Origin of the sequence: Streptomyces atratus, assembly GCF_040655115.1 — a bacterium.
Taxonomy (GTDB): Bacteria; Actinomycetota; Actinomycetes; order Streptomycetales; family Streptomycetaceae; genus Streptomyces; species Streptomyces atratus_D.
On the sequence record NZ_JBFAJH010000005.1, the window covers coordinates 276,421 to 302,972 of the forward strand.

General features: G+C 69.8%; 22 protein-coding genes and 8 pseudogenes. 16 read left to right on the forward strand and 14 right to left on the reverse strand.

Annotation, left to right across the window (positions count from 1 at the left end; all coding sequences use genetic code 11):
• The first annotated feature begins 84 nt into the window (after positions 1–84).
• The 5 genes from AB0I23_RS09415 to AB0I23_RS09435 all read left to right on the forward strand — a co-directional run bounded on the left by AB0I23_RS09415 (position 85) and on the right by AB0I23_RS09435 (position 6,409).
• Positions 85–2,106 carry a hypothetical protein gene (locus tag AB0I23_RS09415; RefSeq protein ID WP_359108381.1) on the forward strand — a complete coding sequence of 674 codons (2,022 nt, stop codon included), beginning with the start codon at positions 85–87 and terminating at the stop codon, positions 2,104–2,106.
• 190 nt (positions 2,107–2,296) lie between these two features.
• Positions 2,297–3,784 carry an SDR family oxidoreductase gene (locus AB0I23_RS09420; protein WP_359108448.1) on the forward strand — a complete coding sequence of 496 codons (1,488 nt, stop codon included), beginning with the start codon at positions 2,297–2,299 and terminating at the stop codon, positions 3,782–3,784.
• A 586-nt stretch (positions 3,785–4,370) separates the two neighbouring features.
• The gene (locus AB0I23_RS09425) at positions 4,371–4,925 is read left to right on the forward strand and encodes a hypothetical protein (RefSeq protein WP_359108383.1); all 555 of its coding nucleotides are present in this window, start codon (positions 4,371–4,373) and stop codon (positions 4,923–4,925) included.
• A gap of 69 nt (positions 4,926–4,994) precedes the next feature.
• Positions 4,995–5,846: an MOSC domain-containing protein gene (locus AB0I23_RS09430; RefSeq protein WP_359108385.1), complete on the forward strand. Its 852-nt coding sequence runs from the start codon at positions 4,995–4,997 to the stop codon at positions 5,844–5,846.
• Positions 5,847–6,112: 266 nt separating this feature from the next.
• Complete coding sequence (locus tag AB0I23_RS09435; protein ID WP_359108450.1) at positions 6,113–6,409, forward strand: 2Fe-2S iron-sulfur cluster-binding protein; 297 nt, start codon at positions 6,113–6,115, stop codon at positions 6,407–6,409.
• On the opposite strand, the gene AB0I23_RS09440 is transcribed toward AB0I23_RS09435, so the two are convergent.
• Positions 6,313–7,446: a PLP-dependent cysteine synthase family protein gene (locus AB0I23_RS09440; RefSeq protein WP_359108387.1), complete on the reverse strand. Its 1,134-nt coding sequence runs from the start codon at positions 7,444–7,446 to the stop codon at positions 6,313–6,315. The genes AB0I23_RS09435 and AB0I23_RS09440 overlap by 97 nt on opposite strands.
• 250 nt (positions 7,447–7,696) lie before the next feature.
• On the opposite strand from AB0I23_RS09440, the pseudogene AB0I23_RS09445 reads away from it, so the two are divergent.
• The 3 genes and pseudogenes from AB0I23_RS09445 to AB0I23_RS09455 all read left to right on the forward strand — a co-directional run bounded on the left by AB0I23_RS09445 (position 7,697) and on the right by AB0I23_RS09455 (position 9,071).
• A pseudogene (locus AB0I23_RS09445) lies at positions 7,697–8,077 on the forward strand (hypothetical protein).
• Positions 8,078–8,278: 201 nt separating this feature from the next.
• Positions 8,279–8,803, forward strand: a complete 525-nt coding sequence (locus tag AB0I23_RS09450; RefSeq protein ID WP_359108389.1) for an ATP-binding protein — start codon at positions 8,279–8,281, stop codon at positions 8,801–8,803.
• A 115-nt stretch (positions 8,804–8,918) separates the two neighbouring features.
• Entirely contained in the window at positions 8,919–9,071 is a 153-nt protein-coding gene (locus tag AB0I23_RS09455) for a hypothetical protein (RefSeq protein WP_359108391.1), read from the forward strand.
• Here AB0I23_RS09455 and AB0I23_RS09460 read toward each other — a convergent pair.
• From AB0I23_RS09460 to AB0I23_RS09475, 5 genes and pseudogenes are all read right to left on the reverse strand, one after another.
• Positions 9,036–9,191, reverse strand: a pseudogene (locus AB0I23_RS09460) (AMP-binding protein); the annotation flags it as partial. The gene AB0I23_RS09455 and the pseudogene AB0I23_RS09460 sit on opposite strands and share 36 nt — an antisense overlap.
• Positions 9,116–9,292: a hypothetical protein gene (locus AB0I23_RS41635; RefSeq protein ID WP_436846904.1), complete on the reverse strand. Its 177-nt coding sequence runs from the start codon at positions 9,290–9,292 to the stop codon at positions 9,116–9,118. The gene AB0I23_RS41635 and the pseudogene AB0I23_RS09460, both read right to left, overlap by 76 nt.
• 59 nt (positions 9,293–9,351) lie before the next feature.
• A pseudogene (locus tag AB0I23_RS09465) lies at positions 9,352–9,633 on the reverse strand (IS5/IS1182 family transposase); the annotation flags it as partial.
• A gap of 42 nt (positions 9,634–9,675) precedes the next feature.
• Positions 9,676–9,864: pseudogene (locus AB0I23_RS09470) on the reverse strand (transposase); the annotation flags it as partial.
• 51 nt (positions 9,865–9,915) lie between these two features.
• Positions 9,916–11,412: a multicopper oxidase family protein gene (locus tag AB0I23_RS09475; RefSeq protein WP_359108393.1), complete on the reverse strand. Its 1,497-nt coding sequence runs from the start codon at positions 11,410–11,412 to the stop codon at positions 9,916–9,918.
• A gap of 668 nt (positions 11,413–12,080) precedes the next feature.
• On the opposite strand from AB0I23_RS09475, the gene AB0I23_RS09480 reads away from it, so the two are divergent.
• Positions 12,081–12,980 (forward strand): MBL fold metallo-hydrolase, encoded by a 900-nt coding sequence (locus AB0I23_RS09480; RefSeq protein WP_359108395.1) that lies wholly within the window; start codon positions 12,081–12,083, stop codon positions 12,978–12,980.
• Positions 12,981–13,026: 46 nt separating this feature from the next.
• Here the strand turns inward: AB0I23_RS09480 and AB0I23_RS41640 are convergent.
• Positions 13,027–13,585 (reverse strand): annotated as a pseudogene (locus AB0I23_RS41640) (IS982 family transposase); the annotation flags it as partial.
• Positions 13,586–14,143: 558 nt separating this feature from the next.
• Between AB0I23_RS41640 and AB0I23_RS09485 the strand changes: the two are divergent.
• From AB0I23_RS09485 to AB0I23_RS09500, 5 genes are all read left to right on the forward strand, one after another.
• On the forward strand, positions 14,144–15,073 hold the full coding sequence (locus AB0I23_RS09485) for an NmrA family NAD(P)-binding protein (protein WP_359108396.1): 930 nt from the start codon (positions 14,144–14,146) through the stop codon (positions 15,071–15,073).
• 329 nt (positions 15,074–15,402) lie between these two features.
• The gene (locus tag AB0I23_RS41645; protein WP_436846901.1) at positions 15,403–15,798 is read left to right on the forward strand and encodes an alcohol dehydrogenase catalytic domain-containing protein; all 396 of its coding nucleotides are present in this window, start codon (positions 15,403–15,405) and stop codon (positions 15,796–15,798) included.
• Positions 15,708–16,403 carry a zinc-binding dehydrogenase gene (locus AB0I23_RS09490; RefSeq protein WP_359108398.1) on the forward strand — a complete coding sequence of 232 codons (696 nt, stop codon included), beginning with the start codon at positions 15,708–15,710 and terminating at the stop codon, positions 16,401–16,403. The genes AB0I23_RS41645 and AB0I23_RS09490 overlap by 91 nt, the downstream gene beginning before the upstream one ends.
• 73 nt (positions 16,404–16,476) lie before the next feature.
• Positions 16,477–17,214, forward strand: coding sequence for a hypothetical protein (locus tag AB0I23_RS09495; RefSeq protein WP_359108400.1), 738 nt, complete (start codon positions 16,477–16,479; stop codon positions 17,212–17,214).
• Between the two features lie 17 nt (positions 17,215–17,231).
• Positions 17,232–17,816 (forward strand): DUF302 domain-containing protein, encoded by a 585-nt coding sequence (locus tag AB0I23_RS09500; protein WP_359108402.1) that lies wholly within the window; start codon positions 17,232–17,234, stop codon positions 17,814–17,816.
• A gap of 458 nt (positions 17,817–18,274) precedes the next feature.
• Here the strand turns inward: AB0I23_RS09500 and AB0I23_RS41650 are convergent.
• A pseudogene (locus tag AB0I23_RS41650) lies at positions 18,275–18,785 on the reverse strand (FtsX-like permease family protein); the annotation flags it as partial.
• A gap of 577 nt (positions 18,786–19,362) precedes the next feature.
• Between AB0I23_RS41650 and AB0I23_RS09510 the strand changes: the two are divergent.
• Positions 19,363–21,693: a heavy metal translocating P-type ATPase gene (locus AB0I23_RS09510; RefSeq protein ID WP_359108404.1), complete on the forward strand. Its 2,331-nt coding sequence runs from the start codon at positions 19,363–19,365 to the stop codon at positions 21,691–21,693.
• Here the strand turns inward: AB0I23_RS09510 and AB0I23_RS09515 are convergent.
• Together AB0I23_RS09515 and AB0I23_RS09520 are read right to left on the reverse strand one after the other, a co-directional pair.
• A pseudogene (locus AB0I23_RS09515) lies at positions 21,667–21,840 on the reverse strand (ATP-binding cassette domain-containing protein); the annotation flags it as partial. The gene AB0I23_RS09510 and the pseudogene AB0I23_RS09515 overlap by 27 nt on opposite strands.
• Positions 21,837–22,139 carry an SHOCT domain-containing protein gene (locus AB0I23_RS09520; RefSeq protein WP_359108406.1) on the reverse strand — a complete coding sequence of 101 codons (303 nt, stop codon included), beginning with the start codon at positions 22,137–22,139 and terminating at the stop codon, positions 21,837–21,839. The gene AB0I23_RS09520 and the pseudogene AB0I23_RS09515, both read right to left, overlap by 4 nt.
• Before the next feature lie 203 nt (positions 22,140–22,342).
• Here AB0I23_RS09520 and AB0I23_RS09525 point away from each other — a divergent pair, with 203 nt between their 5' ends.
• Positions 22,343–22,942: a TetR/AcrR family transcriptional regulator gene (locus AB0I23_RS09525; protein WP_359108452.1), complete on the forward strand. Its 600-nt coding sequence runs from the start codon at positions 22,343–22,345 to the stop codon at positions 22,940–22,942.
• On the opposite strand, the gene AB0I23_RS09530 is transcribed toward AB0I23_RS09525, so the two are convergent.
• The 4 genes and pseudogenes from AB0I23_RS09530 to AB0I23_RS09545 all read right to left on the reverse strand — a co-directional run bounded on the left by AB0I23_RS09530 (position 22,866) and on the right by AB0I23_RS09545 (position 26,319).
• The gene (locus tag AB0I23_RS09530) at positions 22,866–23,309 is read right to left on the reverse strand and encodes an NlpC/P60 family protein (RefSeq protein WP_359108408.1); all 444 of its coding nucleotides are present in this window, start codon (positions 23,307–23,309) and stop codon (positions 22,866–22,868) included. The genes AB0I23_RS09525 and AB0I23_RS09530 overlap by 77 nt on opposite strands.
• Positions 23,270–23,458 carry a hypothetical protein gene (locus tag AB0I23_RS09535; protein ID WP_359108410.1) on the reverse strand — a complete coding sequence of 63 codons (189 nt, stop codon included), beginning with the start codon at positions 23,456–23,458 and terminating at the stop codon, positions 23,270–23,272. Before AB0I23_RS09535 ends, AB0I23_RS09530 begins: the two co-directional genes overlap by 40 nt.
• A 165-nt stretch (positions 23,459–23,623) precedes the next feature.
• A pseudogene (locus tag AB0I23_RS09540) lies at positions 23,624–23,992 on the reverse strand (transposase); the annotation flags it as partial.
• Positions 23,993–24,117: 125 nt separating this feature from the next.
• The gene (locus AB0I23_RS09545) at positions 24,118–26,319 is read right to left on the reverse strand and encodes a M4 family metallopeptidase (RefSeq protein ID WP_436846905.1); all 2,202 of its coding nucleotides are present in this window, start codon (positions 26,317–26,319) and stop codon (positions 24,118–24,120) included.
• Positions 26,320–26,552 lie beyond the last annotated feature (233 nt).

Consider the following 26,552-nt stretch of genomic DNA (forward strand, 5'->3'; position numbering starts at 1 on the left):
TCCCGTGCCCGATGTGACCGTCACACGATCGACTCGTTTGTCGGTACGACGGTTACCGCCAACGGCTCAGAAGGCACCGATCCCATGCCGATCCACCCATCCGGCCAGCGCTCCCCCCGCAGCGGCGAACGCCCCGGCGTCCAGCAGGCCGAAGCCGCGCTCGTGGAACACTACCCACGTCTCGTCCGGCTCGCCTACCTCGTTCTGCCGCCCTCACTCGGTCGGCACCGACGGGTCCTCGCCGCCCATGCGGCGGTCCAGCGCGCCCTGCCCGGCCGGCGCACCGCCACCGCGGGACCTCCCGAACCGCTCCGGACCCGGGTCCCGGCACCGGGGCGGGGCGTACCGTCCTCGTGGCCCCTCGCCGCGGCGCACGGTTCCTCCGCATACGCATGGGTGCGGCTGCGGGTGCTGCGTACCGCGCTGGCGTACGAGCGGCGGCCCCGCTGGTGGCCCGCGCGGATCCCGGCACCGGCCTCACTGCGCCCCACGCTCCCCGTCGTCCGGGGACTGCGGCTCCTCCCGCACGCCGGTGGTGCGGAGGAACTGGCCCTGGACCGGACGCTGTCCACGGTGTCCGCTGCCGTGCGGGCATCGTTCGCGCTGCGGTTGCTGGAGGAGCTGAGCGACCTCGAGGCGACGGTGCTGCTCGCCCGGGCGGGGGCGAGCGACGCGGCCGGCGCGGTACGCGCGGGCGGTCGGCTGAGCTCAGCCGACCTGCGGCAGACCGAATCGCTGCTGCGCTCCACCGAGTTCGACCCGTGCACACTCCAGACTCGCCCCAGCGATCTGTTGCGGCGCAGGCACAAGCTACGGGCGGTGGCCTCCGCTGCCGCGCTGTGCGTGGTGGCGGGCGGCCTGGTCGTCCTGGCCGCGGAGAACGGTCCGGACGCCCCACAGGGCGTTCCCGCGGCGGCACGGTCGGCGCCCGCCGTCGATCCGGCAGCGCTGCTGCGTACGGCTGCCACGGAATGGGCGGACACCTCGCGCGTCGACTTCACCGCGTGGCCGGCCCGCGGGGACCGTACCGGGGACCGGGATCTGCTCGGCCGGGCACTGCGTACCTGGGGGCGCACGCCGCGCACCGTCCACGTCTCCACGTCGCCCGGGACGTCCTCCGTACCGCCCGCCCAGCCGCCCCGGCTCCTGTACGCGGGCGACGTGGACGGTGCGGCGGTGGTGCTGTTCCACGACGGCGGCGTACGCGTGGTCCGTTACGCGGAGCCATTGACCGGATCCGGGACTGCCGCGCTCGACTTCGCCCGGACCGATGACGCGGATGTGACGACGGGGGCGGCCGTCGTGGTCAGCCGCAGGGGAGACCGGGCCCGGTTCCTGCTCGCCCCGTGGGTCTCGGAGATCACCACGCGCGATCTGCTGGAGCCGAACGCTGCGGCGCGGTCGCTGAAGGTGGGCCGCGACGGTGTCACCGCACCTGTACCGCGGCCTTCGCCGGGCGGCAGTTGTGGCTCCTGGCCGGTGATGCAGCTTCGCTCCTCGGAGCGCATCGTCGAGAACCACGCGTTCCTCCTCACCGATCTGGGCGACCTGGCTCCGGTCCATCTCACGTACACACCGCTGCCCGGCAAGGGCGCGCCGCCGCGCGGGCCGCGTGAGGCGACCGCTGGTCCGGCCCTGCTGAGCTGGGTACGTACGGTGTGCTCGCTGCGGGCGCTGCGGGGCAGCGGCGTCCGCGCGGTCAACAATTGGGCCTTTGCCCGTCAGCGTCTCCCGGAGGGCGGGACGCCGGCGGACTGGATGTGCACCCGGGCCGACACCTGGCAGGGGCCCGGCCGGGTTCTGATCCAGTTCCTGCAGCCCGCCGCGTCGCTCACCGCCCCTGGTGCGGTGGTGGCCGACCGGCCCGACACGGCGCTGTGCAGCCGGTTCGGGCAACACGTCCTGGCGGGCACGCACTGGCGGGCACCGTCCGGCCGGTGGTACGTACTGGCGGCGGGCAGCCGGGCCGTGAACCGGATCGAGGTGACAGGCACCGTGCGCGGGTCGGCGGGCGGTACGACGCTGGCGGTACGGGCACCGCGGGACGCGCGGCTGGAGCTGAAGGCCCGGCTGCGCGAGGGCGGGACACTGACGGTGGTGCGCTGAGAGGCGGATCGGGGAAGGAGCGAGAGGGAGGGGCCGTTCGGAGTCCTCCGCCGCGCCGGCGCGGCGGTCCGGTGCGAGACTCGGCCGCGTGAGCGAATCCTCCGGCTCCGCGCCCAACTCCGACTCCGCCCCCGCACCCGCACCCGCACCCGCACCCGACTCTCCCGGTGGTGCGCGGCTGCGATGTCTGGTGACCGGTGCCACCGGATATATCGGCGGCAGGCTGGTGCCGGCGCTCCTCGATGCCGGCCACCAGGTCCGCTGTCTGACCCGCACCCCACGGAAACTGCGCGACTACCCATGGGCGGACCGGGTCGAGGTGGTGCAGGGCGATGTCGCCGATGCCGCGTCGGTGCGGGCCGCACAGGCGGACATGGACGTGGCGTACTACCTGGTGCACGCGCTCGGATCGGGGCGTGGCTTCGAGCAGACGGACCGCCGGTCGGCCCGGATCTTCGGCGAGCAGGCGCGAGCGGCCGGGCTCCGACGGATCGTCTACCTCGGCGGGCTCACCCCCGCCGGGGTTCCGGATCGCGAACTGTCACCGCATCTGCGGTCGCGGGCCGAGGTCGGGCGGATCCTGCTGGACTCCGGTGTGCCGACCGCAGTGCTGCGGGCAGCAGTCGTCATCGGGTCGGGTTCGGCGTCCTTCGAGATCCTGCGCCATCTGACGGAGCGGCTCCCGGTGATGGTGACGCCGAGCTGGGTGCGTACCTCGATCCAGCCGGTGGCGGTACGGGACGTGGTGCGGTACCTCGTCGGCGCCGCCTCGCTCCCGGCGGACGTGAACCGCACCTTCGACATCGGCGGCCCGGACGTGATGACCTACCGCGACATGATGCAGCGGTACGCGCGGGTCGCCGGGCTGCCGCGCCGGGTGATCCTTCCTGTCCCCGTGCTCACACCGGGGCTGTCCAGCCACTGGATCGGTCTGGTCACCCCCGTACCGCGGGCCATCGCCCGTCCGCTGGCCGAGTCGCTGCGCAACGAGGTCGTCTGCCGCGAACAGGACATCACCCACTACGTGCCCGATCCGCCGGGTGGCCCGATCGACTTCGACCAGGCGCTGCGGCTGGCACTGCAACGGATCAGGGACGCCAGGGTGGACACCCGCTGGTCGTCCGCCGCGGTACCCGGCGCACCCAGCGATCCGCTGCCGACCGACCCCGACTGGTCTGGCGGCAGCCTCTACCGCGACGAGCGCGAGCTGGCCGTACCGGTGGCACCGGATGCGCTCTGGCGGGTGATCGAGGGCATCGGCGGGGAGAACGGCTGGTACTCGTTCCCGCTGGCCTGGGCGGTACGAGGGTGGCTCGACCGGTTCGTCGGAGGCGTGGGGCTGCGGCGCGGGCGGCGGGACGCCCAGCGGCTGCGGGTGGGCGACTCGCTGGACTTCTGGCGGGTGGAGGAGATCGTTCCGGGTCGGCTGCTGCGGCTGCGTGCGGAGATGCGGCTGCCGGGTACTGCGTGGCTGGAGCTGTCGGTCGGCCGGGACGAGGAGGGGCGGACCGTGTACAGGCAGCGGGCCCTGTTCCATCCGCGCGGGCTGCTCGGCCACGCCTACTGGTGGAGCGTCTGGCCGTTCCATTCAGTGGTCTTCGGCGGGATGGCACGTAACATCACGGCGGCCGCCCGGGCAGTACCACCGCAGTCTGCGGTACAACACCCTTGCAACTGAAGACATCTGACGCTGCGACAGTTGTGGTGCGCGCGTCGCGGGCCGGGCGGGTCCGCCGCCGTTCGCACGGGAGGTGCATCCCATGACACGTCGGCTCCGCTCCGTGGACCTCGGCTTCGTCCGGGCCAATGCGGGGAGGTGGCCTCGGCCAGTTGCTCGCGGCCGCCTCCAGCACGGGAGCGGGCGGGGATCCGCTCCAGGTTCGCCGGGTACTCCTTCGCCGCTCGCGCCCGCCAGGCGTCCACCTGCTTCTCCGACACGTCCGCGAACAGCAGCCATGATCAAGTCTCCTGACGTGCGCTGGAGCAGGGCCGCGGGCCGCTCACGCAACAGCAACGCCCGCGTGCGGCTCTTTCGACTCAACACTCGAACCGCGCACCGCCGGACACAAACGCACAGCGGCGAGTCAGTGGCGATCCTCGGGGTCACGACACGACGCGGCCGCCACCCCGAGGCCTTCCCACCTCGAATGGTGCCGTGACGGTGTGCGTGTAAGCATGCCTAGGAGGAGATGTCGGCGTCGCCGGGTCGCGGGACGTCACGCTTACCGGCCCCGTATCGCCAAGACCAGCAGGAGCGTTGCAGAATGCGCACTCCGAAGCAGTTGACTCCGCTCAGCGTGATCGCGTCGGGTCTGGCCGCCGGCCTGGTCGGCACCGCGTGCATGGACACGGTTCGGTTCCTGCGGCAGCGCCGGTCCGGTGGTGAGCGCAATCCCCTGCGGTGGGAGTTCGCTCCCGTCCGCACCTGGAAGGAGGCTCCGGATCCCGGGCAGGTCGGCAAGCGCCTGATCGAGGGCTTCACCCAGCGCGAACTCCCGGATGCCGCGGCCTGGCCGGTCAGCACGTTCATGCACTGGTTGTACGGCGCGGCCTACGGGGCGCTCTACGGCGTAGTCGCCGGCTCGGTGCGCAAGCCGCCCTCTGGGGTCTACGGCGTGCCGTTCGGCGCGGTCGTTTGGATCAGTGACTACATCACCTTGCCGATCGCGGGGCTCTACGAGCCCATCTGGAAGTACGACCGCAAGACCCTCGCGGACGACCTCGGCCCCCACCTGGCTTACGGCGCCGCGACCGGGACCGTCTTCTGGATCCTGGGCAAGGCACGCACCGTCTGCGTCCGGACTCATCCGAACGGGTGAACGCGCCCCGCGGCCCGGATCCAGCTCCATCTGGTCGGTGCGGTCCGCGGCTCAGCGAAGGGATGTCGTATGGCCACGCTGATCGCCGTGAACGTCGGCATGCCCAAGGACGTCGCCTGGCATGGCAACATCATCCGCACCGGCGTCTGGAAGCAACCCGTGGCGGGGCCCCTGATGGCGCGGTCGCTCAATCTGGACGGCGACGGGCAGGGCGAACTTGCCGGGCACGGCGGCGAGCAGCGTGCCGTACTGGTCTACCAGTTGGACTCCTACCGCCACTGGCAGGAGCACATGAAGCGGGACGACTTCACGTACGGCCAGTTCGGCGAGAACTTCACCGTGGACGGACTCGCCGACGACGAGGTGTGCATCGGCGACCGCTATCAGATCGGCGGGGCGGTCTTCGAGGTCACGCAGCCCCGCGTGACGTGCTACCGCGTGGGGTTGCGGATGGGGGAACCTCAGATGGCGGCGCTGCTCGTCTCCCACCGCCGCCCGGGCTTCTACATGCGGGTGCTGGCAGAAGGGCAGGTGCAGGCCGGGGACGAGATCGTAAGGATTGCGCCAGGCCCCGAGGAGATGACCGTCGCCGAGATGGACGGACTGCTCTACCTGCCCGGCCACTCCCGGCCGCAGCTCGAACGCGCCCTGCGTATTCCTGCGTTGAGCCCCGGGTGGAAGACGTCGCTGCGTGCCCTGCTGGACGATGTGGATCGCGGCCCTGGCACCGTGGGCGGCAACAGCGGCGGTCCTGGCCATTCTGTACGGTCTCGCCGCGGAGCCCTCACAGCGCCCGGTGTGGTGGCTGTACGCGGCCCGAGACGGCGAGAACCACCCCTTCGCCGACGAAGTGCGCGCGCTGCTCTCCCGGCTGCCCGCAGGCCGGTCATTCGTCTCCTACAGCCGTCCGCGCAGCGTTGATCGTCCAGGTATCGACTACACGGGTATCCGGGCGGCTCAGCATCGATCGGATCCGCGGCCTCGAACTGCCCCCGGACACGGACGCCTATATCTGCGGGCCGGTCGCGTTCATGCGGGACATGACCGCGGCCCTGGAGGCCTGCGGCCTGCCGTCCACGCGGATCCACACCGAGACCTTCGGAGCCGCGCCTGCCGTCACCCCCGGTGTGGTGGCGGAATCCACCCGGGCACCGCACCACCCGTCCCATCCTCCCACCGGACGACCAATGTCGTCCGTGTCCTTCGCTCGCAGCGGCCCGACCGTTCCCTGGCACCCTGACTACGGGACTCTGCTCGAACTCGCCGAGGCATGCGGCGTTCCCGTGCGCTGGTCCTGCCGGACCGGGGTCTGTCACACCTGCGAGACCGCGCTGTTTTCGGGCCACGTCGACTACTCCCCGGTCGGATCGCAGGTGCGGGACGTGCTTCAGCAGGGCCAGTTGCCGGTGGCCAGGAAGCGCTGGATCGTCGCGGCATACGGGGCGATGTCCAGGCCCTGTTCGGCGAGCCAGGTGTCGGAGTAGTACTTGTCGAGGTAGCGGTCGCCGGGGTCGCAGAGCAGTGTGACGATGCTGCCGGTGCGGCCCTGGTCCACCATTTCGGCGACGAGCTTGAACGCGCTCCACAGCCCGGTGCCGGTGGAGCCGCCCGCCTTCCGGCCGATGGCCAGCTCCAGGGCGCGCACAGCGGCGACGCTGGCCGCGTCCGGCACCTTCATCATCCGGTCGATGGCGCCGGGCACGAAGCTCGGTTCCATCCGGGGCCGGCCGATCCCCTCGATGCGTGAACCGCAGTCGCTGGTGGCGAGGGCGTTGTGGTCGGCCCAGCCGTCGAAGAAACAGGAGTTCTCCGGGTCGGGCACACAGATCCGGGTGTCGTACTGCATGTAGTGCGCATAGCGGGCGATGGTCGCCGAGGTGCCGCCCGTCCCGGCGGTGGCGACGATCCAGGTGGGCTCCGGATAGCGCTCCAGACGCAACTGCTGGTAGATCGACTCGGCGATGTTGTTGTTGCCGCGCCAGTCGGTGGCCCGCTCGGCGTAGGTGAACTGGTCCATGTAGTGGCCCCCGCTGTCGGCGGCGAGCCTTGCGGACTCCTCGTACAGCTTCTGGGCGTCGTCGACGAAGTGGCACTGGCCGCCGTGGAATTCGATCAGCCGGCACTTCGCGGCGCTGGTGGTACGGGGCATCACCGCGATGAACGGCACCCCGATCAGCTTCGCGAAGTACGCCTCCGAGACGGCCGTCGAACCGCTGGACGCCTCGATCACCGGCTTGCCCGGCCGGATCCAGCCGTTACAGAGCCCGTAGAGGAAGAGCGAGCGGGCCAGCCGGTGCTTGAGACTGCCCGTGGGGTGCGTCGACTCGTCCTTGAGGTAGAGATCGATCCCCCAGGCCTCGGGCAGCGGGAAGCGCAGCAGATGCGTGTCGGCCGAGCGGTTCGCGTCGGCCTGGACCTTGCGGACGGCCTCCTTCAGCCAGGCCCGGTACTCATGGTCGGTGCGGTCGACGTCGACGGTCGCCGTGACCTCGCCGTCGGGCCCGCGCTCACTGGTGTTCATCAGCACGCTCCTGCTCGTCGTGACCGGACTCGCGGGCCACCGGCCCCCGGATTCTGCGTCCCCACCATAGGCCCCCCACCTGCACAAACTTTGACTTTGGGGAACCATAGCCCTGCCTTGGCACCGGGGAGCGGGATGGCTGCGGCCCACCGTGCGCATGCGCGACAAGCAGCCGCGCTGCGACCTGGCGCACTCGCGGCCGTGCGGGCAGACTGACCGTCAGAAACATGACGAAGGGGGTGAACCAGCCATGAAGGGAACGGAGTTCAGCGCGACGGGGGTTCGGATCGAGCGGTGGGCCCGGTCGCTCACCAGGGCCGGTCAGGTGATCGTCAAGGACGGACGGGTGGCGCTGCTGACCAGTTACGGGCGGGAGATCGACAGCGCCCCGGCGCAGGCGGTGCGTGCGTACAGGCAGGCAGGCAGGCAGGCAGGCAGGCAGGCAGGCAGGCCATGGTTCGCCGGAGTCGACTCGATGGTGGCGCGGGTCAACGGGACGTGATATCGGCTGACGATGGGGCAGCGTGACCGCGGGCCGGACCGCGCGGGGCTGTCGCACCGTTTTCTGGAGTCGTTGCGCAGCGCGGGCGCCCGGCCGGGCCGAGATGCGGAGCCGACCGAGCGGGGCTGACCGCGTGGGGGTGACCGTGTGGCACGGCCGGGTCACCGCGAGTTGCGGAGCCGTAACCCCTGAGCGACATTGGAATCACGTCACTCATGGTTTACCGGCGGTGACACTGTGATCCAGCCCGCCGGAGCAGGAACGACAGCCGGCCACCTGCCGACTCCGTTCCGTCGTCTTCTTCCGGACCTATTTCGGGGAGTCGCAGCCGTGATCAGCGAGCCAAGCAGGCACTGCACGGTGGAGCTCCAGGCACTGCCGTCGCGGATCGGTCAGGTCCGCAGAATCATCTCGGCGCAATTGCGCTACTGGCATCTCGACCCTCTGATCGACCAGGCAGCGCTGGGCGTCACCGAACTCCTGACCAATGTCCACCGGCACGCACAGCCGGACAAGACGTGCACCGTCGAGATAGAGCTGCTGCTCGAACGCCTGACGGTATCCGTCCACGACCACGACCCACGGCTGCCGACCGTGCGCGAAGTCGACGCCTCCAGCACCTCGGGGCGCGGACTGGCGATGATTGCCGCGGTCAGCGAGAGCTGGGGGTTCCGGCCGTGGGGCGGGGCCGGGAAGGTCGTCTGGTTCACGCTCCCGGCCCCTTCTCCGACTGTCGCGCTGCCGACGAACTCACTGTACGGGGCGACGACCGACGGCCCGTTCGGTGACGTGACCACCACGTCTCCCCTGGAGGCCGTCGCGCACACCGACGCCCGGTCCGCGGTGGTCGGTTAGTTAGAGGAGAGCAAGGGGTTATGCGGGCTTCTTTCTGAGCAGCACTGAGCCCAGGTGTTCCACGGCGAGCAAAGCAACATCCAGATCTGTGCGCCGTTCCTGGACCGTGTGTCCCATGGCTTCTCACGTCGTCGGTGATCGGGCCGGGCGCAAACAGCCCTTCGAATCCGCCGGAATCGACGACGACCGCGTCGGCCCCGGCCTGCTGCGCACCGGTCCGTGCCTCGTCGGCGACGGCGTGCCAGGCGAACAGGAGCCGGGCACCTGAGTCGCCGAGGCAGTAGGCGACCTCCCGGGACTTGAGCAGGGGGTTCATCGGAACGACGATGCCGCCGGCCCGGAGTACGCCGAAGTAGGCGAGGGCGAACTCCGGCGTGTTGGGCAGCATGATGGCGACGCGGTCGCCCGCGTGACCATGTCGCGCAGGTGGATGAGATTCAGCGGCGCTTCCCGTAGGCAGAGGACGAGTTTGCGCCGTTGCTTCAACATCACGTCCGCGGCTCGCTCGATGAGGCTCTCTGTCTGGCCGTGAGCTATCGAGATGACCTGCCGTGGTGCTCGTGCTTTCCGGACCACCAGAGGTCGGCTTCGTTCGGCCCCGGGGCCGCGACGCGGTCAGTACGGATGACGGTGCCGTCCAGGTTGAGGTGGGTGTAGCCGACCGCTGTGGCACGCTCCAGCGCAGTGGGCAGATCCGGCGCGTGGTCGGCGTGCACGGTCGGCCCCTCGTGGAGGTAGCGGTACGCGGTCGGTGCCGAGATGCCGTTGTCGTGGGCGAGTTGGGCCAGCCGGGTTCCGTCGATGAACCACCGCAGCACCAATACCGCCTGGTTGAAGACGCCGGTCTGGTCCCGTCTGCACGCCGCCTCATCACCGGTGACCCACCGGAACCGCACCTTGGCTGCGATGGCGCGGTCGACCATCGCCTCTGCCATCTCCAGCTTGGTGGCGAACGGGACTTCGTCGCTGATGCCCGCCGCCCGGCAGCGTTCCCGGTCCTCGGTCCAGGACTTCGGCAGACACAGGGCCCCGTCGGTCGACGTCCGGCCGTTGCGGGACACGTGGTGTGGGGCCGCCGCATCGAAGGCCCATGCGTCGTCAGTCGTCGGCGGTCACTTGCCGGGCGTCTTCTGCTGGTCAGTGGGGGGCGGGACGATGTCGAGGACGGCCATCATGCCCATGTCCTCGTGGTTGAGGATGTGGCAGTGCAGAACAGTCCTGCCGGTGAATTTCGTGAAGTGGACGCGGATGACGACGGCGCCGCGCCTGGGCACGTTCACCGTGTCGTACACGCTGTGGGAGGGGTCCTCAGCCTTCCCGCTGGTGCTCATCAGCTGGAAGTGGTCGGTGTGCAGGTGAAAGCTGTGGTCCTCGTCGGAGTTGTTGCCGACGGTCCACTCCTCGACGGTGCCGAGGGTAGAGGTGAAGTCGGTCCGTTTCGGGTCGAACGTCCGGCCGTTGATGTAGAAGACCGTGCCCGCCGTGTTCTCCGTGTAGACCATCGTCTTGCGGGCCGCAATCTTCGCGTTGCTCAGGTCCTCCTGCGGGACGAAGCCGCTCGGGATCGTCGCCCGTGGCATGGGCGTGCCGCCGGTGACGACGGTCGCGAGGTCGGCCTGGGGGAACTGGTTGCCCGCCGGGCCCGTGTTGTAGGGCAGCGTCTCCAGCCGGGTGGTGCCGGCAGCGCCGCCCTGGACCAGGACGTCGAAGCGTGCGGCGGCGGGGATGAGCAGCGTGTCCTCGGCGTGGATCCTGCGCACCGGAACGCCGTCCTGGGCGATCACGTGGAAGCGGGTGCCTGGTAGGTGCAGCTTGTAGTAGATGTTGGCGCCGATGTTGGCCAGCCGCCACAGCTGGGTCTCACCCGGCCGGATGTGGATCACAGGATTCTGCTGGCCGTTGACGGTGCGATTGGTGGGCGCGCCAATGCTCAGAGGGCTGGTTTTGATCGCGTCGCCCTCGACCTGGTCGTCCTTGAGCGCGATGGTGTGCTCGGTGATGTGGCGCAACGCCGGCGGCAGGTGCCGTCGCAGGCCCTCGACGACGACGATGCCCGACTCGCCACCGGCGACCTGGGCGGCAGAGAGCATGTCGGCGTGCGAGTGATACCAGTAGGTGCCGGTGGGGTGATCGCGCGGGAGCTGGTAGGCGTAGTGGTACGACTGCCCGTACTTGATGGAGATGAAGATGTCGTCGGCGGGCGCGCGTGGCGAGACCATGAGTCCGTGCGTGTGCAGATTGGTGTACTTGTCGGTCTTGTTGGTCATGGTCAGGTCGATGCGGTCGCCCGGCCGCACGCGCAACGTGGGTGGCATGTAGGCACCGTTGTAGGTAGTCGCGTACAGCTGGCGGTCGCCGACCGGGACCTTGCGCCGCTCTACGACAATAGCCGCCTTGAGCACGCCGCCACGACTGACAAGTTCCGGCGGATCCTGGAGCAGAGGGCCGACGCTTCCTGGGACGGGGCGGCCGCTCTCCGCAGCGGGGCTGTACGCAGCGCGGTAGAACTCCGCCAGTGTGTGCCCCACGCCGCCGGCCAGTCCGGCCACGATGAGCGCCAGGCCAATGGCCGTCAAGGTCAGCGGGAAACGGGTGATGGGCCGGGTCACGTCTCTCCCCAGGGAAGCCGTGCGGCCACGCGGGCAACCGCCCGGCCAGGAACGAGTGTCCAAAATATGGACGGTCCGTGACCCGGATCGTATGCAGGGCGGAGGCGGCGATGCCTCCGGTCGCACCCGGACGGTGTCTCCCGTCACTCGAATGAACCCCGCAGCGATCGCCCGTCGGCATCGCTCGGTTTTACGCGATGCGTCGGCCGCAGCGGACCGGCCTGCCGGACGCCGCAGCTGGTGGTAGGCGCCAGCAGGTCGGCCATTCGTTCCAGTATGTGCCGGATGGGCGTAGCCGCCGGGGCGCTTTCGTCGTGTTCACCGCAGGTTGCGCTGTCCGCGTGAGCTTCTCAAGGGCCCCAGCTCTCGTGCGTTCGCACCTCGTGCGACCGATCTGTGGTCCGGTCGAAGGCGAGGAAGCGTGGGTTGCCTGCGCCGGCGGTGTTGCGGGACCTGCGCGAGTACCGGGAACCGGCCTCGGCGGAGGAACCTGATTCGGTTCGAGACCGAGCCCCGCGCTCTCGCTCTCCCGCCCCACCATGGTCACCGTCCGACTCCCACGCGCTATCGCGCGTCGCAGACCGGCGCATCGCGCCGCATCCCGCTCCCTCCGAGGCGTGGTCATGCGACCGATAGCGCCTGCGTCATCCGGCACGCAGGCTGGGGACATGGACACCATCACGCTTGGAAACGCGGAGATCACCCGTGTGGTGGAGCTGCCCGCCAGAGGCCGCGCCCGCGACTACGTCTTCCCCGACGTGCCCGTCGAGCACTGGCAGGCACACGAGAATTGGCTCGCCCCCACCTTTTTGGACTCGGCCGCCGACGAGGTCCGCGTCATGATCCAGACCTGGCTGATCCGCAGCGAGGACCGGACGATCCTGATCGACACCGGCATCGGCAACGACCGGGAGCGCCCGGCCATGCCGTCCTTCCACCATCTGAAGACTCATTACCTCGGTGAGCTGGCCGCGGCGGGTGTCCGCCCGCAGGACGTGGACACGGTGATCTGCACCCATGTCCACGGCGACCACGTCGGCTGGAACACCCGTATGACGGACGACGGAGAGTGGCGACCGACCTTCCCCCACGCCCAGTACGTCATCTCACGCGCCGACTTCGACTACTGGAACCCGGCCAACGGACACCGGACCCGCTCCGGCCCCCGGATGGCAAACGTTTTCGAGGACAGCGTCGCCCCCGTGCACCAGGCCGGACAGACCGTGCTTTGGGAGGGCGACCACCACGACATCGACGCCCAGCTCCGCATCCAGCCGGCTCCCGGCCATACGCCCGGCTCCTCCGTCGTATGGCTGCGGTCGGGCACGGACCGGGCGGTGTTCGCCGGGGATCTGTTGCACAGCCCACTACAGATCGTGGAGCCGGACGACTGCCCCAGCTTCGACGAGGACGAACCTCGCGCGCGGGAAAGCCGGCGCCGTGTGCTGGGGGAGGCCGCGGACCGGGGCGCCCTGCTGTTCCCCGCGCACTTCCCCGGGCCGGGCGCAGCAGAAGTGCGGCGCGTCGGCGACCGGTTCGCGGTGAAGGAGTGGGCGGCATGGCGGTGAGGGCGTGCCGCGGCATGGTGCTTGGCCCTGTGGGCGATGAAGGATCACGGCCGACGCGGACGAGGTGGTGGTCGCGTTCCAGCAGGGCTGTCATCACCTCCCTCTCGCCAAGTTTCAGGTACGCCAGGCACCAGGACACCGGCCTGCCATCGGCGGTGGTGGCCAGGCCAGGTAGAGCCGGAAGCCCCAAAGAAGCAGGAGTGTCTGCGGCAGTAGCCGTATCCGGCGTAACCGGCCAGCCCGGAGCGTTTGAGGGTCTCGCGGGAAGCCGCGCAGGGCAGTGGTGTGGCGTCGATCAGCCGCAGGTCGTTGTTCCAGGTCGGCGCCTGCCGGGCCAGGGTTTCGATCACGCGGCTGATCAGCGGACCTGCCTCGTTGAGCCGCTTATTGTAGGCGGATTGTTGAGGCAGGCAGCGATAGAAGTGTCACATCCCGGCGTGTGCGAAGCGGATTCAGTGCCGGGCTGAGGGGAAGCCCAGCAAGACCTGGGCGACCGCGAGGCACAGGAGTTCGGCGTCCGTCAGTTTCGGGGGTCGCCCGATCCGGCGGCGAGGAGCCACATGGTCGCCGGTGAACACATACAGTGCCGCAATTGAGGCGTCCAGGCAGGTGGTCGCACACGAGTTAACGGGCGCCCTTCGTCATGGTCGTGGTCAGCACAAACACTTGACTCGTCCATCTGGGTGCGAGGGGCAAACGGGCCGTCTGCAGTGGCGGATCGCTCCTCACTCAACGCTTCCCCGGCTGCTCGCTTCAGCTCCAATCGGGCGGGTGGCGCCGTACCGGGCAAGCTCGCCCAGTACGGATGCTTCGAGATCCGCGCGGACAGGCGTTGCAGCGCACGCCGTAGGACCGTCATCTGAGCCTCGTACCGCCCCTGCAAGCTGCTGGTGGACGGCATACCAGTCGCGTTGGGCCTGCAGGAGATCGTCGGAGAAAGGTGTACCCACGCTTGAATTCACTCAAGCGTTCGAGGAGGTTACGAAATATCGCACGCCCGGGTGAAGGTCCCCAGGTGTGGCTTTGCGTTTCAGTTGACTGCTGAGCGCTTGGCCGGCCAGTTGAGGATGCCGATCCAGTTACATGAGCCGACTGTCGTCGCAGCTCCGACGGCTCGGCGGGCTCCCGTTGCGCCCTGGCTGTGCGCACCACAGGCTGTCCCTATGGACCACACCCTGAAAACCGGTGTGCTACCCATTCTGGTGACAGGCGCGGCGGGTAGCGTCGGCGCCGTCGGGCGATCCGTGGTCGAAGGTCTTCGGCGACGGGGCCTGCCCGTCCGGGCCATGGTGCGTCGCGATGACGAGCGGGCGGAGGCGCTGCGCGCGACGGGCGCCGATGTCGTCGTCGGAGACCTGACACGCGCGGGCGACGTCGCCGACGCCGTGGCCGGTTGTGGACGTATGTACTTCGGCATGGGCGTGTCGGCGCAGTATCTGGAGGCTGCCGTGACGGTGGCGGCCGTCACGCGTGCGTACGGGTGCCTGGAAGCGTTCGTGAACATGTCGCAGCTGACCGTCTCCGAGATGGACCTCACCAGCACCTCCGAGTCCGTGCAGCAGCGGCAGCAGTGGCTGGTAGAGCAGGTCCTCGGCTGGTCAGGCCTGCCCGTCGTCCAGGTCAGGCCCACCGTGTTCATGGAGAATCCGCTGTTCCGTGTGGGCTTTTCCTCGATCGCGAAGTACGGAAGCATCAGGCTGCCCTTCGGCCGGGCGAAAACTTCTCCTGTGGCGGCCGGGGATGTCGCCGCGGTTGTGGAGGAGATCCTGGCCGATCCCGCCCCGCACGTCGGCCGAATCCATGAGCTGACCGGCCCGCGCTCGGAGGACGTCGCCGCCATGGCGGCGGAGGTTTCCGCAGCCCTGGGCCGACCGGTCGGTTACACCGACGTCCCCCTGCAGGAATGGATCGACGACGATCTCAGGCCGTTGGGGCTGCCCGACCACGTCTTCCACCACATCTCCACCATGGCTCGCCTTCACGCGGAGAATCGGTACGACCGCAAGGCGGACGGGGTCGAGCAGGTCATCGGGCGGCCTCCTTCGGGGGTGGCCGATTACGTCCGTGAGAACCCCGGCCTGTTCAGCCCCTGAAGCCGCGTCCTCGTCGTGCGTTGTCGAGCGTGTTGCGGGTTGACCGTTGGAGGCTCCTGCCGACCATCGTGCACGGGTCCGGTCGCCACACGGGCACAGGATTGTTTTCCCGCTCCGAAACCGCCCCGGAAAGGACCCGGCCAATGGGTGACGAACTCCTTGACCTGGCAATCACCACGACCGGCGGCAGAGACCGCCCATACGCCGCAGCCCGCGAGCCCTACGAATCCCTCGTTCCGCAGTGCACTCAGCGGAGTGCACCGGGGCTGCAGGACGTCGGTTGATGCCCGGTCCAAGACCCACACATACCGGTGCACAGGAGAAGAATCATGAACCGTCGTGTTGCCTACACCCGTGCGTTGCCCGCCGACGTCCTGACCGTCATCGAGGAGCCGGAGTCGGTAGCGCCCGAGCGCGGCCAGGTCCTCGTCCGCACCACGGCCTTCTCGGTGCACCCTGGTGATCTCCAGGCCATCGAGGCCTACCCAGGGAAGGCTGTACATCCGGTTCCGGCCGGCCTGGAGGCCACCGGCGTGATGGAGGCGATCGGCAGGGGAGCGCCCTGGCTCCGGGTGTCAAGGTCGGTGGCCGCGCAACGGTCTTCCCCCAGCCGGGGGCGTGGTCCCAGTGGATCGTGGCGGATGCCGAGGTGGTCGTCGCCGTACCGGACGAGTTGTCGGACGACGTCGCCGCGCAGATGCTTGCGAAGCCGCTCACCACGGTGATGCTGCGCCGTGAGGCGCAGGAGCACCTGGCCTTCGGATACGACGGTCTTCTCGTGCGGACCGCTGCGGGCTCGTCGGTCGGGCGGCTGGTGACTGGCATGTGTCAGTTTCACAACCTGGCGCTGGTCGACGTCGTCCGCCGCGACCGCGGGGCCGCCGAGCTGCGCAAGCGGTTCCCCGGCGTGCCGGTCGTGTCGACAGAGCATCGGGGCTGGGCCGACGAGGTCCGCAAGGCAGCTGGCGGCCGCCCGGTCAGTGTGGCCTTCGACCCGATCGGCGGGGAGCTGGCGGAGAGCCTTCTGGACCTGTTGACGCCGGGCGGGAAACTGGTCAGTTACGGGCAAATCGCCGAAGAGTCGATCTCGGTGCACGCGTCGATGCTGCTGAACAAGTCGCTGACGCTGCGGGGCAAGAACGTCGGCCGGTGGATGTCCGAGGCCTCCGCCGAGAGGCGGGCTTCCGACGTCGCCACCGCCAAGCAGATCGCGCTGGGGCTCAAGGACCAGTTCGACGTGGCCGCCACGTACGGCCTCGGCGAGCTGGCCAAGGCCGCGGAGCACGCGGTACGGCCCGGCAAGGTCGGCCTCGCCCTCGTCCGCCCCTGACAGCCGCCGGAAGGCCTGGTGGTCCCCGGGTTCGGTGACCGCCGTACGCATCGCGACGGAAAGTACCCGGCTCATGAGTGACGAACTCCTCGATCTGGCAATCGCCACCGCCGGCGGCCAAGAACACTGGGACACCCTGCGCGGCCTGAACGTCGACATCTCCATCGGCGGCCCGATCTGGGCGACGAAGGGCTGGCCGCCGGACAAGACGTTCGACCAGATCCTGACCCTCGACACAGTCAGAGAGCACATCGTCTTCACCCCGTTCACCCGCCCCGACCAGCGGATGGCCTTCGACGCCACCGCCGACAGCGTCACCATGCAGACCCTCGACGGCGAACCGGTCGCGACCCTCGCCCCCGCACGCGCCGGCTTCAAGGGAATGCTGCGCAACAGCGCCTGGGACGCTCTACACCTCGGCTATTTCCTGGGCTACGCGTGCTGGAACTACTTCACCACCCCGTTCCTCTTCACCCATCCGGACGTGCGAGTCCACGAGATCGAACCGTGGCGCGAGGCCGGGCAGACCTGGCGACGCCTGCAGGTGCGCTTCCCACCCGAGATCGCCACGCACAATCCCGACCAAGTGTTCTACTTCGACGCCCTCGCAATGCAACGCCGCATGGACTACATCGCCGAAGTCAACGGCAGCACACTCGTCGGCCACTGCACCAGCCGCCACAAGAGCTTCGACGGCCTGCTTGTGGCCACACGCCGACGAGTCTTCCGTCGCAACCCCGACAACAGCGTCAACCTCCACCTCCCCTCCATCACGCTCGACATCCACGATGTCGAACTCGTTCACTCCTGAGACGAACAGGCACAACCATGACCACGGACACCGCCGTCATCGACCACCCCGCCCGGCGGCTCGTTGTGGCGCTCCCCCGCTCCTACGACGCAGCCCGCGAGCACTACGAAACCCTCGTCCCCGAGGTCGATCTCGACCGCTTCTTCCAGATGGCCTCCTGGCAGGCCACGCTCGAGCTCGCCGAGATCAACGCCCCGCACGGGTTCATGCGCTACTTCCGCAGCGACATCACCGCCGTCATGGCGGGATCACCGTCCTTCTGGAAGGCCACGCAGTACCTGATGGGCAACCACACCATCGCCGAACGCATGTTCCGTCACGACCCGTCGGTCATGCTGCACGCACCACTGCGGACCCTGCTCTACGCGGACCCCGACGGCGACACGAAACTCGCCGTCGAACAGCCCAGCCTGCTGTTCGCCGGATACGACAACCCGCGGATCGCCGACGTCGGCCGCGAACTCGACGCCCTCCTCGCCCAGCTGATCACCCTCCTCGGCGGCAAGGCACCTCCCAGCGTGGGCGAGGGCGACCCGGCACTCGACCGGGTGCTCGGTGTGGCCGGTGCACCAAGCCGGGCAGGTGAGGTGACCGGGCCGTGATCAAGGGGAGGCGCCATAACAGTGCGCGGCGCACTCATCGGCCTGCCGGTCTCCTTCCCCGCAGCACCCCAGTGGCAGTACCCAGACACGGGGTGCTCGGCACGACGGCCCGCAGGTAGTCCGCAGACCAACCAAAGTCGTCGCCCTGTTGGACCCACTCCAGGGCGACCCGGGCGTGCACGACGCGCTCGGGATGCGGACGGACATCCTTTTCTGGCCAACGCGGGCATGGCGCGTGCGTCGAGGCCAGCCGCACGGAGGCCGCCCAGCTCGGCGCTCAGGCTACGGTCTCACATGGGTTCGGCTCCCTGATTCAGAAGGGTTTCCTGGGTTTCGTCTCGAGGCCCCGACGGTGCTGGAATCACCGGCCCGGGGCGTCTCGTCTCACGTGTGTCTCACACGCTGTGTGTGAGATGGTGGCCTGGTTCGGGCCCGATTCGACCGACGGGCCCGTGGGTTCAGTCGGCGGCGGTGGCGCGGGGCACGTCCAGGCGCGCCGCACGCCGAGCCGGGCGCCGGCCGGCCAGTGCCCCGGCGGTGATCCCCACCAGAGCGACCACCAGCAGCCGTGTGGGCGGCAGCGCAAAGGAGAACGGGGTGTCGCCCGCGCCTTCGGACGCCCTCACGAGCACCCCAGCCGAGGAAGCCGCCGAGCCGCAGACCTCCTGCCGTGCCGAACGCGGCGACCAGGACGGATTCCCGGCGGACCATGGACCGCAGCTGACTCCTGGTCTGTCCGACGGCCCGCAACAGGCCCAGTCCCCTGGTGCGTTCATGGATGGCCAGGGTGAGGGTGTCGGCGATGCCGAGCAGGGCGATCAGTACGGCGCATGCCCGCAACGCGTTGACCAGTGTGAGCATCGTGTCGATGGAGCCGGCCGAGGACTGCGCGTACTCGGCGCGGGTCTGTACGTCCGGACTGCCGTACGCCGCAGCGGTCATCCGGACCGCCGCCTTTCCGCCCGCGGAGAAGCGCCGAGGATCCGTACGGTGTTGGTGGAGGCAACCGGGCCGAGCACCACGAAGGCGGCGAGCAGCAGGACCGCGCCCGCGGCCGACAGCCGGACGGAAGGATGGGCCAGGACGCCGGTCAGGATGGTGCCGACCGCCGCGAGCAGCAGCGTGACGCCGGTGACGGCACGGGGCAGGGAGGCCGCCGAGTCGTCGACGGCGGTCTCGCAGGGCCGCGAGCGGTGCGGTGCGTCCCGCGCGGACGGCGGGCAGAAGGGCCGAGCCGAGACGGGCGAGCACGCCGGCAGCGAGCGGAAGCCGCCCGCAGCCCGTGGCAGCTTGGTTCAGACCGAGCCGGGCTTGCGCGCGGCGGGGCCGGGTTCGAGGACGTTGGGCCTGAGCGGCGGTTGCCGTCCTTCCGGGGCAGGGCAACGGGTGTGGCTGGTACTGGTCGGCCGCATGCGGCGGGTACGTGAGAGGGCATCGTCTGAATGGCCCTGACACGGGGCCGTTCGTCCCCTGGCACCTGTGCCCGACACCGAGGTGTGATGGATAGGGACTGAACCGACCCAGCCCGGACGGACGAAGGTGTGTCATGGGCTTTTCCATCCGTACAGGACGGTTGCGGCGCCTGAGGGGGGCCGCCGTGTCCCTGCGGCTGGAGCCCACTCTGCTGATTGTCACGGCGGCGGCCCTGACGGCTGGCGGTATCGCCTGGCTCGTCGGTGTCGGCAGCCTCGCGGACGTGCTCTGGGGCCTGGGCACCGTATCCGCCTTCGTACCCGCGGTGGGGTGGGTGATCGCCGCGCTGCGGCGCGGTCACGCCGGTGTGGACCTGATCGCCGTCCTGGCCCTCGGCGGCACGCTGGCCGTGGGCGAGTACCTGGCCGGCGCCCTGATCGCGCTGATGCTCGCCACCGGCCGGACTCTCGAAGCCGCGGCGCAGCGGCGCGCTTCCCACGACTTGCGCGCCCTGCTGGAGCATGCACCGCGCTCGGCACGCCGCCGCACCACCGCCGGGGTCCACACGGTGCCGCTGGCCCAGATCGCCGTCGGCGACCTGCTCGTGGTGGGCCCGGGTGAAGTTGTTCCCGTCGACGGGTGGGTGGAGAGTGCCGCGGCCGTCCTCGACGAGGCGGTGCTCACCGGTGAGCCCCTCCAGGTCGAGCGGACACGGGGCGAGGCGGTGCGCAGTGGCGTGGTCAACGCGGGCGGCGCCTTCGAACTGCGCGCTACCGCCACCGAGCAGGACAGCACCTATGCGCAGATTGTGAGGCTGGCCGGGCAGGCCGGCGCGGAATCCGCCCCCGTGGTCCGGCTGGCCGACCGGTACGCGGCCTGGTTCCTTCCCCTGTCCGTCGCGGTGGCGGGGCTGGCCTGGCTGGTCAGCGGGTCCCCGGTGCGGGCGGTGGCGGTCCTGGTGGTCGCCACTCCATGCCCGCTGCTGCTGGCCGCGCCGGTCGCGATCGTCTCCGGGCTGTCCCGCGCCTCCCGTCTCGGTGTGGTGATCCGCGACGGCGGAGCGCTGGAGAACCTCGGCCGGGCCCGCACCCTGCTGCTGGACAAGACGGGCACCCTCACCGGTGGCCGCCCTCGCGTGCTGGACGTGACTGCCGCGCCCGGCTGGAAACCGATGGAAGTACTGCGCCTGGCGGCCTCGCTCGACCAGTACTCCCCGCACGTACTGGCCCACGCCATCGTCGACACGGCCCGTGAGCGCGGGCTGAACCTGTCGGTGCCGTCGGAGGTCGTCGAGGAGCCCGGCCGGGGCGCCCTGGGCACCGTGGACGGGCACCGGATGTCCATCGGCCGCCTCTACGCCTCGGATGTGCGGCCCCGCTGGGCCGGGGCGGTCGACAACCGGGCGCTCCTCGACGGCGCGGCCGTCGCCTGGCTGACCGTCGACGGGCAACCGGTCGGCGGGGTCCTCCTGCGCGACCCCGTGCGCTCCGACGTTCCGAGGACCCTGCGCCGCCTGCGGGCGGCGGGCATCGAACGGCTGCTGATGCTCACGGGTGACCGCGCCGAACCCGCCGGTGAGGTCGCCGCGGTCCTCGGCCTCGACGGCGTACGGGCCGAACTCACCCCCGCGGACAAGGTCGCCACCGTGCGCGCCGAATGCGAACGCGCTGTCACCGTGATGGTGGGCGACGGCGTCAACGACGCCCCTGCCCTCGCCGCCGCGGACATCGGCGTGGCGATGGGCGCGCGCGGCTCCACGGCCTCCTCCGAGGCCGCCGACATCGTCCTGACCACCGACCGTGTGGACCGCCTGGCCGACGCCGTCGCCATCGCCATCCGCTCCCGGCACATCGCCGTGCAAAGCGCGCTGGGCGGCATGATGATGTCGCTGGCCGCCATGGCCGCGGCCGCCGTCGGACTGCTCCCGCCCGCAGTCGGCGCACTGCTCCAGGAAGGGATCGACGTCATGGTCATCCTCAACGCGCTGCGGGCGCTGCGGGTCGAGCAGGCGGCGCGACCGGCCCTCGCCCCCGCCGCCGAAGCGCTCATCCACCGCTTCGCGGCCGAACACGACGACTTGCAGGACGTCCTCGAAGCCGTCCACGATGCTGCCAGCCGCCTCTCCGACAGCCCTGGCCCCAAAGCCCTCGCAGCGGTGGAGGAGACGCACCGGCTGCTCACCGAACGGCTGCTGCCGCACGAGAACGCCGAAGAGCACGAGCTCTACCCGGCGCTGGCCCCCACCCTCGGCGGCCCCGAGGCCACTGCCACCATGAGCCGCACCCACACCGAGATCGAACGCCTCGCCCGGCGTATCGCCATCCACCTACAGCTGGCCCACGCCGACGGCGGCTTGACCCCCGAGCAACTCGACGACCTGCGCTCCTGCCTCTACGGACTGCACACCGTGCTGCGACTGCACTTCACCCAAGAAGAGGAGAACTACTTCTCCCTCGCCCCGTGACGCACAGGAGAGCGTGTCGAATCCGGCGGCGCAGTGCATCAGGGTGGATTCTCCGGAGCCGGAGGGCCCCGTGAACGCGGTGAAGCGGCCGGCCGGGAAATCGACGCTCACCCCGTCCAGGGTGACGGTGCGGACGGTGGTGGTCATGCCGCACCTCCCCGGCCGATGCGGCCGAACTGCTCGTCCAGGACGGAGAGCCGTCGCCAGTACTCGTCCTCGTCGATCTCGCCCGCGGCGAAGCGACGGCCGAGCAGGGTGATGGGCGACTGCTCGCCGGGGGTGGCGGGTCCACTGTGCGCGGCGCGGGGGCCCCAGGGTCCGCGTCGGCCGCCTCGCCACACGGTCCGGCGCAGCGCGGTGACGACGGTGACGGCGACGGCCGCCCAGACCAGCGGGAAGAGAAGGATCCACGGCCCGGGTCCGCCGGAGTAAGCCAAGGTGTTCATCTCGGTCGGTTCCCTCGGTTCAGAGTTCTCGGTCGGCGTTCTTCCGACGCTTCCGAGCCTGGCCCCGGGAAGGGGTCCGAGTCGTCGTACGGCCGGCGGCAGTACGCGTACCCCCGCGGGAGTACGTGGCGTTCCGGCGGCTGCTCCCGTTGGCGGCCCCACATCCCTGGTCTCTGTACCTACTAGTATGTACAGTGAGTTGCATAAGCACTCCGGACCGTCTGATCGAAGCCACCCAGGAGCTCCTGTGGGAGCGCGGCTATGTGGGCACGAGCCCCAAGGCCATCCAGCAGCAGGCGGGCACAGGCCAGGGCAGCATGTACCACCACTTCGCAGGCAAGCCCGACCTGGCGCGGGCGGCCATCCTTCGCACGGCCGCGGCGATGCGGGCCACCGCCGAACAGGTGCTGGGCGGCCGGGGATCGGCGTACGAGCGGATCTCCGCGTATGTCCTGCGCGAGCGTGACGTACTGCGCGGCTGCCCCGTCGGCCGGCTGACGATGGACCCGGATGTCATCGCCAGCGACGAGCTGCGCGCCCCGGTCGACGAGACGATCGGCTGGCTGCGCGGACGGCTCGCCGAGATCGTCCAGGAGGGCCTGGACCGGGGTGAGTTCAACCGGACACTGATGCCCGACGAGATCGCGGCGACGGTGGTCGCGACGGTGCAGGGAGGCTATGTGCTGGCCCGCGCCTCGGGATCGACGGCGGCCTTCGACGCGGGCGTCAGGGGACTGCTCTCGCTGCTGGCTCCGCGAACCGGCTCCGGTTCCACGCCATCCCCGCCCTGGACTCGACATTGACGCCGGCCGGCGTTCCGGCCGTGTGGCCCACGCCGTCGTTCGTGATGCCGATCTGGAACGGTGAACGCAGGTTGCGCACCCATCCCGCCGGGGCGTTGCTGCCCTGGAAGGAGAACGTTGACCACAGGCGGCCCCTCGGGACCTGCCCCAGGATGACCTTCTGAATGCTGCTCATGAAGCCGGAGCAGTCGAAGGACGGATTTCCGGCGCCGCCCCACTGGTAAGGCTTGCCGGCCTGCGAGCGGGCCCACGTCAGGGCTCGTCCCAGGCCACCAGTTGCAGTCGTGCCGCTTCCGTCGCCACCGAAGATGGAGTTCTTCAGGCTCTTCAGCAGCGCGACGGGATCTCCGTCGTCAACCGGCCCCACTTGGAGGATGCGAAGTCCCGCATCTGCTCCTTCGCCCAGCTCGTCGCAGCGTTGGACACCTTGTCGTCGGCGTCGACGTGACAGGCAAGCCGGCGCTCAAGAGCCGGCCGCAGGAACGCGGCCGCCGGTGTCCGCAGTCGCTCCACCAAGGGCTCGAACCAGAGGTCAGGTGCGCTCCGGGCCCGCGCTCGGTGGCCTCGGCGAGCCGCGCGTCCAACTCGCTCAACGCACGCCGCAGCGCCGAGCACTCCGCCGCCCCATCTCCATCCGTCGCCGCCGTCATGCCGCTCACCCTACGGCCGCGCGGTGTCACGGTGGCAGTGCAGCCGCTCAGGCGAACACTCGGCGTCCGGGGGTGGCCATGCGGTGACGTCCAAGGCGATGGACAGCTGCCCGTCCGCCCCGCGCGGCAGTACGAGCCCCGCCAGGGCCATCCGAAGCCGGGACACGTTGATGTGTCCCTGGGCCAGCGCGTCGTACATCGCGCCATGTCCGCGGCGGTGCACTTCGGCGATGGACAACTCGGGCAACGAGACCACCGGGCCGTCAGTGCACAGGACCGCGTCCGTCAGCTCGAACAGGGCGTCCGCCCGCAGCGTCAGGCATGAGTAGAACTCACGGCGAAACCGGGACGACCCGGCCAGGGCCTCGACGCGCGCAGCACCTTCTTGCGGACTGTCCATCACGGCCTTTGGGGTGATCGACTGTCGACTTCAGCGAGAAGACACGATCACCCAAAGGCCGCCCCACTGTCAGGCGAACGACGAACCCCACCAAGACATGATCTTGGTGGGGTTTAAAGCCAAGCTCAGAAGGTGAGCTTCCAGCTGTCGATGTAGCCCGTGTCGCCACGGTACATGTCCTGGACCTGGAGCCTCCAGGTGCCGTTGGCGACCTGGCTGGAGGCGTCCACCGTGTAAGTTTCGATCACGTTGTCGGCCGAGTCGGGCAAGTTGCTCTTCTTCAGCGGGTACAGCGTGCCGTCGGGGGCGACCAGGTTGATGACCAGGTCACCGCGCCAGGTGTGCTTGATGTCCACGCCCACTTTGAGGTCGCTCGGCGCCTGGCCCGAGAGCCCGGTGACGTCGATGTCCGAGAAGACCGCGGCGCCCCCGTCCGGGATCGGCACGTTGGTGGTGTTCTCGACGATGCCCCTGGCGACCTTCCAGGTGAAGGTCGCCGTGGTGGTGGAGTTCATGGAGCTTCTGACGGTGACGGTGACGTTGCTGGTGCCCGGCGTGGTGGGGGTGCCGGTGATGAGACCGGTGACGGGGTGGAGGCTCAGGCCGTCGGGGAGGCCCTCGGCGAAGTAGACGGGGGTACCGGGGTTGAAGCTGGTGGCCTGGATCTGGAGGCTGGCGGGGGTGTCGACCGCGCTGGTCTGGGCGCCGGGGTTGGTCAGCAGGATGCCGTCGACGATGCGGGGGCCGACGTTGATGGCGGCCCAGGCGTTGGCGGCGTTGATGTAGGTGTCGCTGCCCAGCCCGTACAGGTCGGCGGCGGCCTGGAGGGTGGCGGTGCGGGCACCGGCGTAGTCGGTGGACGAGGTCATGTAGGTGGTGAGGGCCTTGTACCAGATCTTGGCGGCGGCGTCCCGGCCGATCCCGGTCACCGGCAGGCCGTCGGAGGTCGGGGAGTCGTAGTTCACGCCGTTGACGGTCTTGGCGCCGCTGCCCTCGGAGGCCAGGTAGAACCAGTGGTTGGCCGGGCCGGAGGAGTAGTGGACGTCGATGGAGCCGAGGCCGGAGTACCAGGCGTCGGCGGACTTCCCGTCCTTGGAGGGCTTGTCCATGTAGCGCAGCGGGGTGCCGTTGCCGCGGATGTCGATCTTCTCGCCGACGAGGTAGTCGCCGGGGTCGTCGGCGTTGTCGGCGTAGAACTCGACGGCGGCGGCAAAGATGTCGGAGGTGGCCTCGTTCAGGCCGCCGGACTCGCCGCGGTAGATCAGGCCCGCGGTGTTGGAGGTGACGCCGTGGGTCATCTCGTGGGCGCCGACGTCGATGGAGGTGAGCGGCTTGTTGTTGCCCGTGCCGTCGCCGTAGGTCATGCAGAAGCAGGCGTCGGACCAGAACGCGTTGACGTAGGCGTTACCGTAGTGGACGCGTGAGTAGGCGCCGACGCCGTCGTTCTTGATGCCGTTGCGGCCGTGGACGTCCTTGTAGTAGTCCCAGGTGAGCTGGGCGCCGTAGGCGGCGTCCACGCCGGCGGTCTGCCGGTTGCTGGTGGTGCCGTCGCCCCAAGTGTCGTCCGGGTCGGTGAACAGCGTGCCGGTGCCTGAGCTGCCGCCGTTGAGGTCGTAGGTCTTGTGGCCGCCGCGGGTGGCGTCGGTCATCGAGTAACTGCCGTCGGCCGACGTGGTGCCGATGGTGACCTGGCCGGAGTACATGCTGTCGCCGACGCCGGTCTCGATGCCCTGGTACTCGAAGAGCTTCTTGCCGGTGGTGGCGTCGGTGATGACGTGCAGTTCGGAGGGGGTGCCGTCGGCCTGGGTGCCGCCGACCACCGTCTCCCAGGCCAGGGTCGGGGTGCCGGACGCGGCCCAGACGACCTTGCGGGCGGTGCCGGCCGTCGCCTTCGCGACGTGCTTGGCCTTGGCGCGGCCCAGCGCGAAGGTCTTCGCGGAGCCGGCGCTCTTGGCGGCGGTGGTGGAGGAGACGGTGATGGTCGCGTTGGTGGCCTTGGTGACGCCCTTGGCGGAGCCGTTCGCGGCGGTGTGGACGACCAGGTCGCCGCCCAGGACCGGGAGCCCGGCGAAGGTCCGCTCGTAGCGGGTGTGGAGGCTGCCGTCCGCGTCCTTCAGGACGGACTTGACGATCAGCGCCTCCTTCGATCTCAGGTGCAGCGACCTGGCGGTCGCCGCCCGGGACATGTTCGCCGCGGCCAGCAACTCGCCACGCTGCGACGGCGACAACTGCACCGGCAGTGCGCCAGCGCGGGCCTGGGCCTTGGCCGGGGCCTGGCTCGTGGTGCTGGCGGTGGCGACACCGGACGGCAGCGCGGCCGCGATCATCGCGGCGCCGGCTATCAACGCGCTCGCGGCGAGGGCCTTACGGGGGGATCGAGTCACACGGAACTCCTTCTGCGGCGGCCGGGTGTGTACGGCCGGAGTCAGCCGGGCAGGCCGGGGTGTTGCCGCCCGGTAGAGCTGGAGGTGCGAGTGGGTCGGACGGTGTCCGACGTGATCGCCGCATCGTGTGGTGCGTGTGCGTTTGTAGGGGTGCTCTGCGGCGACTGGACGGAAGC

Bases quoted from the DNA above. Each gene is read 5' to 3' on its own strand.
- AB0I23_RS09415 (WP_359108381.1), top strand. From the start codon at position 85: ATGCCGATCCACCCATCCGGCCAGCGCTCCCCCCGCAGCGGCGAACGC.
- AB0I23_RS09425 (WP_359108383.1), top strand. From the start codon at position 4,371: ATGCGCACTCCGAAGCAGTTGACTCCGCTCAGCGTGATCGCGTCGGGT.
- AB0I23_RS09430 (WP_359108385.1), top strand. From the start codon at position 4,995: ATGGCCACGCTGATCGCCGTGAACGTCGGCATGCCCAAGGACGTCGCC.
- AB0I23_RS09435 (WP_359108450.1), top strand. From the start codon at position 6,113: ATGTCGTCCGTGTCCTTCGCTCGCAGCGGCCCGACCGTTCCCTGGCAC.
- AB0I23_RS09440 (WP_359108387.1), bottom strand. From the start codon at position 7,446: ATGAACACCAGTGAGCGCGGGCCCGACGGCGAGGTCACGGCGACCGTC.
- AB0I23_RS09455 (WP_359108391.1), top strand. From the start codon at position 8,919: ATGGCTTCTCACGTCGTCGGTGATCGGGCCGGGCGCAAACAGCCCTTC.
- AB0I23_RS41635 (WP_436846904.1), bottom strand. From the start codon at position 9,292: ATGTTGAAGCAACGGCGCAAACTCGTCCTCTGCCTACGGGAAGCGCCG.
- AB0I23_RS09480 (WP_359108395.1), top strand. From the start codon at position 12,081: ATGGACACCATCACGCTTGGAAACGCGGAGATCACCCGTGTGGTGGAG.
- AB0I23_RS09485 (WP_359108396.1), top strand. From the start codon at position 14,144: ATGGACCACACCCTGAAAACCGGTGTGCTACCCATTCTGGTGACAGGC.
- AB0I23_RS41645 (WP_436846901.1), top strand. From the start codon at position 15,403: ATGAACCGTCGTGTTGCCTACACCCGTGCGTTGCCCGCCGACGTCCTG.
- AB0I23_RS09495 (WP_359108400.1), top strand. From the start codon at position 16,477: ATGAGTGACGAACTCCTCGATCTGGCAATCGCCACCGCCGGCGGCCAA.
- AB0I23_RS09500 (WP_359108402.1), top strand. From the start codon at position 17,232: ATGACCACGGACACCGCCGTCATCGACCACCCCGCCCGGCGGCTCGTT.
- AB0I23_RS09510 (WP_359108404.1), top strand. From the start codon at position 19,363: ATGGGCTTTTCCATCCGTACAGGACGGTTGCGGCGCCTGAGGGGGGCC.
- AB0I23_RS09520 (WP_359108406.1), bottom strand. From the start codon at position 22,139: ATGAACACCTTGGCTTACTCCGGCGGACCCGGGCCGTGGATCCTTCTC.
- AB0I23_RS09545 (WP_436846905.1), bottom strand. From the start codon at position 26,319: ATGATCGCGGCCGCGCTGCCGTCCGGTGTCGCCACCGCCAGCACCACG.